This window comes from Vibrio rubrogenes, from assembly GCF_059641415.1.
The window spans coordinates 14,998-28,209 of record NZ_JCARSY010000008.1 but is presented as its reverse complement, the minus strand read 5'-3'; the positions used below and the strand labels follow the sequence as shown (position 1 = coordinate 28,209).

Below are 13,212 nucleotides of genomic sequence, written 5' to 3'. Positions count from 1 at the left end.
TTTAAATATAAAACAGGGGAGCAGTGCTCCCCTGTTACTTAGGTTGGGCCCGAAAGCCCTATGGACAGAATCAATTTGGATTAGTGTTGTACTGAAATAAAGCGATGAGTGACGAGTTTTTCACCGTTTGGTTCATGGACACTAATTTTGAAGCTACGAGCATGGTTTTCATTGTTTTCAACAATGACAGTACCGTGTTCTGAAGTCATTAATGTTTGATGCTGACTGCCACCATCAACTTCAACAGGAACCTGACTGACAGGTTGGCCGTTTTCAGTCACTTTGACAATCGCTTGATCTGGTAGCGTGTAGATGCTCATGTCGTATTGTGATTCAGATGCAAATACATTGGCTGAAAGTAGCGTTGCAATTGCAGTTACGGCAGCTAGTGATAGTTGTTTTTTCATAATCTCACCCATATTCGTTGTTGGTTGTATTTATTATTTCGTTATGTCGAGAGAGATTATGAGCCGAAATTGTTGTGACTTCGATAGCATAAATTTGTTCGTTGCTTTCTAATTTTTTGAACTTAGTCACATTTAAAATATGTATGAGAGGAATCATTCTATTGACTTATATTTGTTTATCATATATGGGTTAATTTGAGGTTAAGATCATGTCAGCGCCATCAACACACGTTGTGGTGCCCGGCCTGTGGAATCAGCTAGTGCGTATGTGCCAGACAGGCGAGACGGCGGCATACTATCGGTTACAAATTACCGGTTACAAATTACCGATTACAAATTACCGATCACAAATGGCGGATTATGAGAGAGGGTGTGTTGATTCGCGAAGTTCCAGCGAGCCGAAATATTCAAAATGCTGCGGGGTACTGGTTATCTTATTGGCCATGTTAATCGCCAGATTCGTCGCATCGATGGTTAATTGCTCGATCGGAAGAGAGACCGTAGACAGGCTTGGGATCGCATAAAATGCCGCCGGCTCATTATCGATACCAATCACTGAAATATCCTGAGGAACAGAAAGCCCTCGTTCATATAACGCCCGGATTGCTCCGAGTGCCATGTCGTCATTACAAGAAAAGATAGCACTGAATGCCTGCCCTTGATCCAACAACTGCATGACGGCGGTATATCCCCAGATATGGGTACTTTTCCCTTCGACGATCAGGGCCTCATTCACCGGAATATTATTTTGGGTGAGTTGATCGCGATAAGCCTGTAATCGAAGCTGACCGGTTTGATGATTCAACGGTGTGGTCAGACAGGCAATGTTGCGATGGCCGAGTTTCAGCAGATGTTCTACAGCAAGTACTCCGAGCTGGTATTGATCAAAACTGAAGCTGACTAGTTGCTGTGTCGATAGACTGCGGTTCAATACAACCAAGGGTCTCTGTGTCTGCTCTTGATAATGGATCAACTGGGTTTCGCTGAGATAACGACTATAGATGATGATGGCATCACAACGCTGAAGCGCGAGTGTATTCATCGCTTCAATTTCTCCGGCTTCACTGTTATGACTTTCCATGACAAACAGCTTTTTTTGGGATTTTTGTAGCGTTTGCGCGGTTTGTTTTAAGATTGAGCCGAAGTAATAGCTATCAAAATGCGGCAGAATTAATCCGATGGTGTTTGAGGTGTTGGTCGCCAATGCCTGGGCTAGAACGTTCGGTTGATATCCCAATGACTTCATCGCATCAAGAACGCGTATCCGGGTTTTCTCTTTGACTTGCGGGCTACCGTTGATCACTCGGGAGACGGTCGCTTTTGAGACACCGGCCGCTTTACAGACATCAATGATTGTCGTCATCTATTCCCTCAATGTTTCTCAATCGGTCATTTTCATGCATAAAGCGCGATTTTACCGAATTCTCTCGGGTGGGGGAATGATATTTTTCCGGGTTGATGAGACAGACACCATTTCTCCGTAAGAGGAGAAATGGTGCTATATACACTGAAATTACTGAGCCTGAGATTCGGTCAAGCGTGTGATGGTCAGAACGTTCTGATCAATTTGTGCCAGTTCAGACTGAACTTCATTGATATCATTGATACTTTCTTCAATGCTGGAAGATGCTTCGCTGGATAGGGTTAACATCTTGCCCATTTCTTCATGCAGGCCGAGTGAAGAGTTATTGACATGCTCCATCAGTGCCACGGTTGTTTCAATGACATCTTTGATTGCGTCGATTGAAGAATAAAGATTGTTCACCGTCTCCCCGGTAGAGCTAAGACTTTCCTGGGTATTTTTAGATAGGTTTCTCACTTCATCGGCAACGACGGCAAATCCTCGACCCTGTTCTCCGGCCCGGGCTGCCTCAATAGCAGCATTCAGTGCCAGCAAATTGGTTCTCTCTGCAATACCATCGATGACATCCAGAATATCCTGAATCTTGTTTGAATTGGTTTTTAAGGTTTCTACATACTGTTGGAGTTCCTGACTATGCTCGGTTTGTCTTTTGACTTCACTCGATAGTCCGGCAAACTGAGTCTGAACCTTTTGGAGTACGTCTGACGTATCTCTGGCGTAGGATGCAACGTTCTGTAAGCTTTGGAGCATCCGTCCCAATAACTCCTTATAGCGGAACAAGTCGCGGATGGTTGTCTGTTGCAGCGAGGCGACTTTCTTCAAACTATGCAATTCATTCTGTAAGAAATAGGCTTTGAAGTGACTGTAGTAAATAGGGAAGTTATCTGTGTATTCATCATGAAACGATTCCCCATCATGAACCTGATACAGATAAAGCGCTGTCAGGGTCTCATTTTGATGCAGTCCCAAAAATTCACCGAATGTACTGAACCCGGCAACCGCAGGGATATGATCGAAATTATGTACGGCAGAGAGCGATGAGCCGTTATGTAAGCGACGCAGAATACAGTCGTTCGCAAGCATCGCAATCGGTTCTCGCGGTTTACCGCGCTGAAATGTTGCATAATCGCGCTGGATCGAGCCTGAAAAATCGTTTGCCTTCATCAGATATAATTTGTCACCGAATGCAAAATCGCAGAAGAAATTGATGGTTTCGTCTTCATAGTTAATATTGGCAATTGAGCGAATATACGTTTCATGACCAATTTTGACCCCGAAACTATATTGCTCGAGCATCGATTCCAGTTTGGATGGGGGGCAACCAAAATGTCGGCATAACATCGATAGTGGTGACTGGAGTGTCATACTCCCTTCATCAAGGAATGTTTTCACGGTGCGTGTGGCGGCGTTTGTTTCGGCAATCGTAAAGTGGGTTGAAGTTACTTCAAAGTTGTGTGTTTTTAATATGCCATATCGAATTGCCGGTGCTAGTTTCACGAATACCAGACAGACTTTGTTAGTCAGAATTTTTCCGTCCAGGGCAACATCGGCCTGACCGAAATCCAGTTTGCCACCGGCTGAACTGCCAATGAGGTAACAGGGAAAACAATCAGACTGGTAGAGGGCTTGTACAAAGAAATTTTCAGAAGAAGATAGACCATCGAAAAACGTCAGGGCAACGGTATCGAGATAGTTGACGGGAAAATCAAGGTTAACTTTTTTGATTTCATTCTGAATACGTGCGATTCGCTCCTGACGGTTGAGTTTGATTTGACCACTTTTGATATCTTCACAGTGCAGTGGGACCTGAGCGATAGAAATCGCTTGAAATGCCTGTTCACTGAAGCTTTGGATGACAATGTTATCCCAGCTTTCCGGCGTTGCGTGGTAGAGCCCTTGGTTACCCCGTCCTCCCAGCTCTCCCGCACTCATGATCGAGACCACATGTTTTGCAAAAGGCATTGCCTCTTTTAATTTTCTTGAAATCGCTTCGAAAGGAAGATGCGGTGACACATAGGCGAGAACAAGCGTGGTCTTACTGGCATGAAAGCCCATTTCTTTTAATTGATTAACACCAATCTCATGGCTTGTGATGGCCTTAACCTTGACTGGGGGTTCGTGATGTAGGGATTGTTTTTTTGAGGCATTTCGCCAAGATAGATTGAACATAAAGCCACTCCGCCTGTTAGGATTCCGGAAAAGTCTAAATTAAAAAGTCTGAATTAATTGGTACATATCTGCTCAGTTTGATTTGTTTTTATCATGAGTAAGTAGCCGAAATATTATAAATAGGATGCATAAAAAACAATATAAACAGTATGGATAAGATTGTGATATGAAAACAAGCACATTATCACTTATTTCGAGAGGTAAGAGGACTTAATTAAATAGATTTGGTAATTAGTTTGATAATCAAATATTATAAATTAAATAAATTTTGATTATCAAGGTATGTTATGCGTACACCACCACAGTGTTCTTATATCAATGTATTTTCTCGTTTTAATCCCAACAATGAGCGGAAAACATTTTATGTTTTACTGTTAACCGCCGTCACGATGCTGATAGAGATTATGGCCGGAAGCATCTATGGTTCGATGGCATTACTGGCTGATGGATGGCATATGGGGACACATGCGGCTGCTTTTTGTATCACACTGTTCACTTATCGTTATGCCCGTCAGCATAAAGCAAGTCGCAAATACAGCTATGGGACCGGGAAAGTGAGTGTGTTGGGCGGTTATTCCAGCGCTGTTGGGTTGGGATTAGTCGCAATCGTGATGTTGTTTGAATCACTGTATCGTTTTATTGACCCGGTTCAAATCCACTTTACCGAAGCGATGGTGGTCGCTTTTATTGGCTTGTTGGTCAATGTTGTCAGTGTTTTTCTGTTACACGACCACGACCACGACCACGACCACGACCACGACCACGACCACGACCACGACCACGACTACCACCACCATGATCACAATCTTAACGCGGCATATATGCATGTTCTGGCGGACGCATTGACTTCAATACTTGCGATTGCTGCATTGCTGATTGGAAAGTTTTTAGGATGGGTTTGGTTGGATCCGGTTATGGGAATTGTTGGTGCTGTTGTGATTACCCGCTGGGCGATTCGCTTAATGAAACAGACCGCCCCCGTTTTATTAGATGAAAATATTGATCATGACTATGAAGCGAAAGTGTTGCAGAAGCTGGAAGCGCTCAATGCTGATGTCACGGACATGCATATCTGGCGAGTCAGTGCCGATCATTTTGCTGCATCGATATGTTTGAATGTACGTGATATGAAAAGTCCGAGTTTTTTCAAACGTCAATTGGAAGAGTTTGATAGAATTCACCATCTGACGATTGAAGTAAATCATGTTTGATTTTGATGTTGACTGCATGTGAGGTAAGAATGTCATCGCTGAATGAGCTGAATAATCTTCTGACGGAGTTCTATGACAAGATGTCATCTTGGGAACTCTCGGTTGTAAAAGGAACAGGCTATTCGCTGGCACAAATTCATACGCTGGAAGTGCTGGGCAGCCACGGCGCAATGAAAATGAAAGATCTGGCAAATCGACTCGGGATCACGACAGGAACCTTAACCGTTCAGGTCGATAAACTGGTCAAACTTGGACTTGTTGCTCGGCATTTCCATGAAGCGGATCGCCGTTCTATCCTCGTTGACCTGACCGAATCCGGGCTGCAGATTTTTCGGCAGCATAATCAGTTGCATCTCTCTCTGACTGAAGAGCTGACCAAAAATTTGGATTCGGAAGACAGATATGTGCTGACATCGATTCTGAAACAAGTTAATCGAGAGTTCTGAGTGAGACTTCTAATCCTTAATTTTTCCGTGGATCGATAAGCTTGACTGATTGATCCACCCGTTCCCCGTTTTTCATCCGTCGTGCTATTTATTTTTCTATGTCAATAGGACTGATATGACCAGTTTATAGATTGAGTGAATATAATTTGAGCATTTCAAATATATTGGTGATTAAAAATCCTCAGTATCACACATGTAAATATGGATGTTGTATATTTTTATATGAGTGAAATAATTTTTTGGTTTATTCAACTTGTAGTAAAAGTGGAATCAACATCATATTTCTATGATCTTGTTATATGTGGAATAACTTATTTTGTTTTCCTGATCTAATAAAATTCTTATATTTTTTTGAGAAAAACAGACCATTATACATTGTTCTTAACAAAATGAAATTTTTTTTGTGAAAATTTTATGCAAATTATTGGTGTCTATCATAAATGTAATCTGTTTGACATGTGGCCTTGGTTCATTTTGTGATCTTCTGCGGTAAATGAAAATTTATTAAATAATAAAAATGTTTTTAGATATCCTGCACTAGATTATTTTGTCAATATAAGAGAAAATTATTTCACCAATTAGGCAATATATTGCTTGAGTCAGGCAAGATATTGCCCGAGTGATTAAAAAATAATCGGCAAGAATAAATAAAATAGATAGATTCTAAGTAGTTGCCGGCAAAATCGAATGATTATTAAACTGATTTTGCATTAATTTATACTTTTATCAGCTAACAACAGAGGCATAATATGGGAAACGGAATCGTCGTTGGTAATACAGGTTCTGATCATGATGGCTTTCCTCCTACTCCTGTCACCGCAGGGTCAGGAACCGTTAAATATGATGGTATTCCTGCGGCTCGGCAAGGTGATCCTCTTGCGCCACATGATAAGCCGAAACATCCACCTCATGGACGCTCTATTGCAGCAGGTTCAGGTACGGTAATGGTTGATGGCAAGCCAGCAGCCCGCGCTGGTGACCCGATTAGTTGTGGTGGTGCTTTACAAGGTGGTAGCAGTGTTAATATCGGCTAAAAATAAGACATTTTTGCTCAGTGCTTTTGTGTTCGGTTCTTGTAGCAATGTTGTCATGGCAGACGAAGTTGCACCGGCTGTCACTGCCGAATCGGCCGTGGCGAGCGGTGAAGACTTAAATCCTGTGTTGATTCAAATGCCGGAAGCTGACCAGCAAAAATATGATTATGATATTAATTTTCTGACCTCAACTCAGGCTTATGAGAAAGGGCGTTTGCTGCGTGCGCAATTTAAAAATGAAGAAGCGCGACGTTATTTGAAATATGCTGCTGATAAAGGCGATGCGGATGCTGCTTATTTATATGCGATAGAGCTGTCGGAATATAACCCGACCATTCGTACGCCGCGGCTTGTCAGAAAGTATGTTGAGCAGTCAGCAAATCTAGGCAATCTACACGCGATGAACTACCTGTACCAACATGGTACTTGGTTACGTACCGCGATTCGACAGTCATGGCAGAAGCGCTATCATGACGGTTTGGTCAGACTCGCTGCAACACAACCGGCAAAAGCAGCTTATTATCTGTCGCTTTATTATGAAAAGACGGATCCGGACCAGTCAGAGTATTATTTACAACGGGCGATGCATTACAGTTATCCGCTGGCATGGATGGATAATTCCAGAAGATCACTCAATGATATTAATCAGTTGTATACAGAAACAAGATTTTCGACTGGGATCTATACTAATTACCGTAATGCAGCAGAACATAATTTTATCCCGGCGATGAAAGCATGTGTTGAACTATATGAAGGTCGCGGTGATTTTAAGAAAGCTTTTGAATGGCGTCTGCGGGCATTGGATGCCGGTGACCTGACGTCTCTGGCTGTTGTCGCGAAGATATATGCAGGCGAAGCATCCTCTTATCGGTTTGTGGATGAAGACTTGATTAAAGCTCGTGCTTATTCTGAGCTTTATCTGGATTATGCCGGCAGTGATCGCCTGACAAGCTTGCATAAATCAATGGAACAATTTTTTGTTGACGTTACTAATGAGATGACGCCTCCGGATATTGAGCGTGCTCAAAATATTACAGACACTTATAAAGAAAAGGTAACCTTTTATAATCACGACACTTATTGGGATTTATAAATAAGGCGCAGTGTTTTTATTTATTCCCCTAAAAAAAATAAGGGAATTTAGTAATTGGTTGAATTCAAGTGTAATATTATCGATTTGAAAACATTATTAAATAAGTGAATTTTTTCATTTATTTAATTGATGCGAATGTTATTCGTGTTCTCATGTCTGAGTCAGAATTATTTCTGTTCAGATACCATTTTGCTGGTGAAATGAATATACGCAAGCAACGACTATTGGCATAGGTATTGGAGACTTGATATGTCTAAAGAAGGTAGTGTCGCTCCGAAAGAGCGCATTAATATTAAATATGTTCCTGCGACAGGGGATCAACAGGCCGAAATTGAATTACCACTCAAAACATTAGTGATTGGTGATTTCAAAGGCCATACGGAAGAAACGCCAGTTGAGGATCGTCAATCTGTTTCAGTTGACAAGAACAACTTCGAGTCAGTGATGCGTGAGAGTAACCTCTCAATCAGCGCAACTGTGAAAAATAAATTAAGTGATGACCCTGATGCTGAGCTGCCAGTCGAACTGAGCTTTAAGTCATTGCAAGATTTTGCTCCGGATTCAGTTGCGGCTCAGGTTCCGGAATTGAATAAGCTGATCGAACTCCGCGAAGCCTTGGTTGCTTTAAAAGGTCCTTTAGGAAATATCCCAGCATTCAGAGAACGTTTACAGGCGCTGATTGCATCTGAAGAGTCTCGTGAAAAGCTCCTTGCTGAACTGGATATTGTCGGCGGGTCTGAAGAGAAAGAACCTCAAGAGTAACGATAGACGCAATACTTTTGGTGTTTTTTAACTTATTGTCATAGGAACTTGATTAATGTCTGCTACAGAAGAAACGGTACTAGAAAGCCCCCAGGCTGGTGAACTCAGCCTGTTAGATGAGATTATGGCTCAAACACGCCTTGCACCGAATGAAGAAGGTTATGATATCGCGAAAAAAGGTGTTGCCGCGTTTATCGAAAACCTGATTGGTTCGAGTCAAGAATCAGAACCGGTTAATAAATCGCTTGTTGACCAAATGCTGGTTGAGCTGGATAAAAAAATCAGTGCGCAAATGGATGAGATCCTTCACCATGAAAAATTCCAGCAAATGGAATCTGCATGGCGTGGACTGAAGCTGTTCATCGACCGTACCGATTTCAGGGAAAACAACAAAGTTGATATCATCCATGTCACCAAAGAAGAACTGTTGGAAGATTTTGAGTTTGCACCAGAAATCTCTCAATCAGGCCTGTATAAGCAGGTTTACTCTTCGGGTTATGGTCAGTTTGGTGGTGAACCAACAGGTGCGATGATCGGTAACTATGCGTTTACACCGTCCACACCGGATATGAAACTGCTGCAATATATGGGTGCGCTGGGCGCAATGGCTCATGCACCGTTCATTTCGAGTGTAGGTCCTGAATTCTTTGGTATCGACTCTTTTGAAGAACTTCCTAATATCAAAGATGTAAAATCGATCTTCGAAAGTCCGAAATATACCAAGTGGCGTTCGCTGCGTGAGTCTGAAGATGCACGCTATCTGGGTCTGACTGCACCACGTTTCTTGTTGCGTGTGCCTTATGATCCAATCGAAAACCCAATCAAAACGTTTAACTACCAGGAAAGTGTCCGTGAATCTCATGAACATTATCTGTGGGGTAACACCGCCTTTGCATTTGCAACTCGTTTGACCGATAGCTTTGCAAAATACAGATGGTGTCCGAACATCATTGGTCCTCAGAGCGGTGGTGCAGTTGAAGATCTGCCAGTCCACGTTTTTGAAACCATGGGTGCCTTGCAAGCGAAGATCCCAACGGAAGTGCTGATCACTGACCGTAAAGAGTTTGAACTTGCCGAAGAAGGTTTCATTGCACTGACGATGCGTAAAGGCAGCGACAATGCAGCGTTCTTCTCTGCCAACTCGATTCAGAAGCCAAAAATCTTCCCGAATACGAAAGAAGGTAAAGAAGCAGAAACCAACTACAAGCTGGGTACTCAGCTCCCTTACATGATGATCATCAACCGTCTCGCGCACTACATCAAAGTATTGCAACGCGAACAGATTGGTTCATGGAAAGAGAGACAAGATCTTGAGCGTGAACTGAATGGTTGGATCAAACAGTATGTTGCTGATCAGGAAAACCCGCCGGCAGACGTTCGTAGCCGTCGTCCACTTCGTGCTGCACGCATTGAAGTGTCTGATGTGGATGGTAACCCAGGCTGGTATCAGGTATCGCTGGCAGTTCGCCCACACTTCAAGTACATGGGTGCGAACTTCGAACTGTCACTCGTTGGCCGTTTAGATCAGTAATATGTCTTACATTGCGCCTGAAGAGGTTGCATTTGGCGTCGGCTTCTTTGAACGCTTAGAAGCCGGCGAAAGACCCCGATCTTTGACTCAGGGCCCAGATGCAAACGATGTGCTTAATTCGATCAAGCGGAACGTTTCCAATGTTCTGAATACTCGGCTGGGAGAAGCGCAGAGCGCACCCGAGCTGGGGCTCGTTGATTTTAACGACGCAACACTGGAAACACTTGATCTGGCTGTCAGAATCCGCATGGCGATTAAGGACTGTTTGAGAAAATATGAGCCACGATTGAAAGACATTGTGGTGACGTCAGAAAGAGACGATTTGAACCCATTATCATTGAGATTTCGGATCACTGCCGAAGTGAATAGTAGTGCTGTTCATGACACAGTAAAACTGAATCTGTTATTGGATCAAAATCGTCAATATCGAGTGTATTGATACATGGCACAGGATAAGTACTTTCGAGAAGAACTTTCATTTTTGAAAGAGCAGGGGAAGCGTTTCACTGAAATTCATCCCCAGCTTTCTCGTTTTCTTCACGGTCAGGTGACCGACCCGGATGTCGAACGTCTACTGGAAGGTTTTGCATTCCTGACAGCGCGCTTGCGTGAAAAAGTTGAAGATGAATTTCCTGAGCTGACGCATTCGATTATTAACATGCTATGGCCGAATTACCTTCGGCCTGTTCCTAGCATGAGTATTGTTGCGTTTCAGCCGGAATCGAAAGTCAGTGAGAAGCAGATTGTCCGCGCTGGTATTCAACTTGATAGTTCAGAAAAAGTTTTGGGCACGGTGTGCCATTTCCGGACATGTCGTGATGTCGCGGTTTACCCTCTGGTGATCGAGGATATTACCTCCCACCATACCCGGGAATCGAGTACCGTTGATATCAATCTGGCGATGAAAGGCGAAATGTCGGTCGGAGAAGCATTGGTAGACAGTTTGCGCTTTTATCTGGGCGGTGAAATTTATAGCGCGCAGATGCTGTACCTGTGGCTTCATCATCATCTGGATAAGATGGTGATCGACGTCAATGGGACTGAATTCAGTATCCCGCGGGATGCACTTCAGTCGGTTGGTTTTTCCGGCGAAGACTCGCTGCTGCCTTACCCGAAGAATGTGTATGAAGGGTATCGGATTCTGCAAGAGTATCTGTCATTTCCGGAAGCTTTCCATTTCTTTGATATTGGTGCACTGGATAAAGTGCTGCCGAAATCCGTGCGCGGCAAAATGACGCTTCGCATTCATTTTTCAAAAACGTTGCCGACTGATGTGCGGATTAATCAAAGTAGTTTCCAACTCTACTGCGTGCCGATTATTAACCTGTTCGAGCATGATGCTGATCCGATTGACTTGACCGGTAAGCAGTCAGAATACCGCGTGATTCCGTCGAGTCGTTATCCGTCACACTATGAAGTGTTCAGTATTGATGGTGTATTCGGCTGGCAGGATAAAACGCAGGATAGTCAACGGATTCGCGGTGAAAAACGCGTTTATCATCCATTTGAAAGCTTTCAGCATCAGGTGGAAAGAGCCAGACAGCGTGAAGTGCTCTACTATCGTTCACGGGTCAAAGATAGTCAGCGTAATGATGGCTTCGATACTTTTATTTCGTTTATCCGCGGGGATGAAACATTATCGGTCAATGTTGATGAAGCGATCTCGATTCAACTGACCTGTACCAACCGATTATTACCGATTGAACTGGGAGTCGGGGATATCTGTCAATCAACGGACACCTCGCCCGACTATGTGACGTTCAAAAATATTATTGCACCGACTCAGCCGTTGCGTCCGGTTTTGGATGGCAGCTTGTTGTGGGGGTTAATTTCAAATTTATCCCTCAATTACTTGTCGCTGCTTTCGAAAGATGCACTGAGCAGTGTACTCAGAACTTATGATTTTCGGGCCCTTGTTGACCGTCAGGCCGAGCGCGTGGCGAAAAAGCGTCTGGAAGGCATTATCAAAATAGAATCGAAGCCCATAGATAAATTATTAAGAGGGCTTCCTGTACGTGGTCTGCAATCCGAGATTCATATTGATCAGAGCTGTTTTGGCTCAGAAGGTGATCTTTATCTGTTCGGTCGGGTGCTGAGCCACTTTTTTGCTTTGTATGCCAACATCAATTCATTTCATGAACTGATATTGGTCAACGTCAGTAATAACGAGAAATACACATGGGGAACCCGGACAGGGATGCAGCCGCTGATATAGATTCAGCTCAAGAAAAGCAAGCGCTCATACCAATACCGGATAAGGTGAGGTCGTACAATTTCTTCCAACTGGTGGAATTGTTGCAAAAACTTCAGCGCTCGAATCCGGAAGATGAAGATTGGGAAAGAGTTTGTCGTCTGGTATTTAGTGCGAATCCCAGTTTGGGGTTTTCGCCTGCTGACGTGACGGATTTGACCCAGTTCGATGACGAGCATTTGATTTTACAAACCAACTTTTTTGGTTTGACCGGATCGCAGTCTCCGTTGCCGGGCTTCATTCTTGAGCAGCTGGTGACAGAAGACCCGGGCGGATTCAAACGTCCTTTTCTGGATTTTTTCAATAACCGCCTGATCAACTTGGTCTATCGAATCTGGCGTAAATATCGTTATTACGTGCGTTTTCAGGATGATGCGCAGGATCTGTTTTCACAACAATTATTCGCTTTGGTCGGACTGGCTGATCCTGATTTAAGAGGCGATACGCCGATCAACTGGTGCAAGATGCTGGCTTACGCCGGTGTACTGGCCGGACGAAGTCGTTCCCCGCAAGTTGTTGCCGGGATTATTGCCCACTGCTTTGATTTGGAAGATGTCAGCATCCGGCAGTGGGAAAAGCGCAGAGTGATGATTGATCCGTCTCAGCAATTCTGCCTTGGTCAGCAAAATGGCAGCTTGGGAATGAACACTGTCATCGGTGAGTCGGTGATGGATTGCAACGGTAAATTTGTGATTTGTATTAAAGGGTTGTCACGCCAGCGGTTTGCAGACTTTCTGCCGATCGGTAAGGAATTTCAACCTCTGTGTAAGTTAGTGGAATTTGTCTTGCGAGAGCAGATGGCTTATGACTTGGAGCTCTCGATGGATGAGAAAGAAGTCCCCGTACTTCGATTGAACTCTCAGGATAGTGTGGCCTTAGGGTGGTATTCGTTTCTTGGCTCCGGTGAGCATGAGAAAAACGTGTTAATTCAGGTGAGGCAATAGT

The 13,212-nt window shown here is 43.6% G+C and carries 12 protein-coding genes; 9 read left to right on the top strand and 3 right to left on the bottom strand.

Features of this window, described 5'->3' with window-relative positions; all coding sequences use genetic code 11:
- Positions 1-80 precede the first annotated feature (80 nt).
- From AC55NX_RS07920 to AC55NX_RS07910, 3 genes are all read right to left on the bottom strand, one after another.
- Positions 81-407: a hypothetical protein gene (locus AC55NX_RS07920; RefSeq protein WP_139344093.1), complete on the bottom strand. Its 327-nt coding sequence runs from the start codon at positions 405-407 to the stop codon at positions 81-83.
- Positions 408-765: 358 nt separating this feature from the next.
- A complete protein-coding gene (locus AC55NX_RS07915) occupies positions 766-1,770 on the bottom strand; it encodes a LacI family DNA-binding transcriptional regulator (protein WP_496995223.1) in 1,005 nt (334 codons plus the stop codon).
- Positions 1,771-1,920: 150 nt separating this feature from the next.
- Complete coding sequence (locus tag AC55NX_RS07910; protein ID WP_496995222.1) at positions 1,921-3,939, bottom strand: methyl-accepting chemotaxis protein; 2,019 nt, start codon at positions 3,937-3,939, stop codon at positions 1,921-1,923.
- Between the two features lie 287 nt (positions 3,940-4,226).
- Here AC55NX_RS07910 and dmeF point away from each other — a divergent pair, with 287 nt between their 5' ends.
- The 9 genes from dmeF (at position 4,227) to tssG (ending at position 13,211) form a co-directional block, all read left to right on the top strand.
- Positions 4,227-5,150, top strand: coding sequence for a CDF family Co(II)/Ni(II) efflux transporter DmeF (gene dmeF, locus AC55NX_RS07905; RefSeq protein WP_496995221.1), 924 nt, complete (start codon positions 4,227-4,229; stop codon positions 5,148-5,150).
- Between the two features lie 29 nt (positions 5,151-5,179).
- On the top strand, positions 5,180-5,596 hold the full coding sequence (locus AC55NX_RS07900; protein WP_496995220.1) for a MarR family winged helix-turn-helix transcriptional regulator: 417 nt from the start codon (positions 5,180-5,182) through the stop codon (positions 5,594-5,596).
- A 749-nt stretch (positions 5,597-6,345) separates the two neighbouring features.
- Entirely contained in the window at positions 6,346-6,630 is a 285-nt protein-coding gene (locus tag AC55NX_RS07895; RefSeq protein WP_038184374.1) for a type VI secretion system PAAR protein, read from the top strand.
- Positions 6,614-7,723 (top strand): SEL1-like repeat protein, encoded by a 1,110-nt coding sequence (locus AC55NX_RS07890; protein WP_496995219.1) that lies wholly within the window; start codon positions 6,614-6,616, stop codon positions 7,721-7,723. Before AC55NX_RS07895 ends, AC55NX_RS07890 begins: the two co-directional genes overlap by 17 nt.
- 249 nt (positions 7,724-7,972) lie before the next feature.
- Complete coding sequence (tssB, locus tag AC55NX_RS07885; protein WP_038184371.1) at positions 7,973-8,485, top strand: type VI secretion system contractile sheath small subunit; 513 nt, start codon at positions 7,973-7,975, stop codon at positions 8,483-8,485.
- A 55-nt stretch (positions 8,486-8,540) separates the two neighbouring features.
- Entirely contained in the window at positions 8,541-10,016 is a 1,476-nt protein-coding gene (gene tssC, locus AC55NX_RS07880) for a type VI secretion system contractile sheath large subunit (protein ID WP_059122169.1), read from the top strand.
- 1 nt (position 10,017) lies between these two features.
- Positions 10,018-10,455 (top strand): type VI secretion system baseplate subunit TssE, encoded by a 438-nt coding sequence (tssE, locus tag AC55NX_RS07875; protein WP_072963202.1) that lies wholly within the window; start codon positions 10,018-10,020, stop codon positions 10,453-10,455.
- A gap of 3 nt (positions 10,456-10,458) precedes the next feature.
- Positions 10,459-12,231 (top strand): type VI secretion system baseplate subunit TssF, encoded by a 1,773-nt coding sequence (gene tssF, locus AC55NX_RS07870; RefSeq protein WP_496995218.1) that lies wholly within the window; start codon positions 10,459-10,461, stop codon positions 12,229-12,231.
- The gene (tssG, locus tag AC55NX_RS07865) at positions 12,195-13,211 is read left to right on the top strand and encodes a type VI secretion system baseplate subunit TssG (protein ID WP_496995217.1); all 1,017 of its coding nucleotides are present in this window, start codon (positions 12,195-12,197) and stop codon (positions 13,209-13,211) included. The genes tssF and tssG overlap by 37 nt, the downstream gene beginning before the upstream one ends.
- The last annotated feature ends 1 nt before the right edge of the window (position 13,212 follow it).

Coding starts and splice junctions, on each gene's coding strand:
- AC55NX_RS07920 (WP_139344093.1), bottom strand. CDS start 407: ATGAAAAAACAACTATCACTAGCTGCCGTAACTGCAATTGCAACGCTA.
- AC55NX_RS07915 (WP_496995223.1), bottom strand. CDS start 1,770: ATGACGACAATCATTGATGTCTGTAAAGCGGCCGGTGTCTCAAAAGCG.
- AC55NX_RS07910 (WP_496995222.1), bottom strand. CDS start 3,939: ATGTTCAATCTATCTTGGCGAAATGCCTCAAAAAAACAATCCCTACAT.
- dmeF (WP_496995221.1), top strand. CDS start 4,227: ATGCGTACACCACCACAGTGTTCTTATATCAATGTATTTTCTCGTTTT.
- AC55NX_RS07900 (WP_496995220.1), top strand. CDS start 5,180: ATGTCATCGCTGAATGAGCTGAATAATCTTCTGACGGAGTTCTATGAC.
- AC55NX_RS07895 (WP_038184374.1), top strand. CDS start 6,346: ATGGGAAACGGAATCGTCGTTGGTAATACAGGTTCTGATCATGATGGC.
- tssB (WP_038184371.1), top strand. CDS start 7,973: ATGTCTAAAGAAGGTAGTGTCGCTCCGAAAGAGCGCATTAATATTAAA.
- tssC (WP_059122169.1), top strand. CDS start 8,541: ATGTCTGCTACAGAAGAAACGGTACTAGAAAGCCCCCAGGCTGGTGAA.
- tssE (WP_072963202.1), top strand. CDS start 10,018: ATGTCTTACATTGCGCCTGAAGAGGTTGCATTTGGCGTCGGCTTCTTT.
- tssF (WP_496995218.1), top strand. CDS start 10,459: ATGGCACAGGATAAGTACTTTCGAGAAGAACTTTCATTTTTGAAAGAG.
- tssG (WP_496995217.1), top strand. CDS start 12,195: ATGGGGAACCCGGACAGGGATGCAGCCGCTGATATAGATTCAGCTCAA.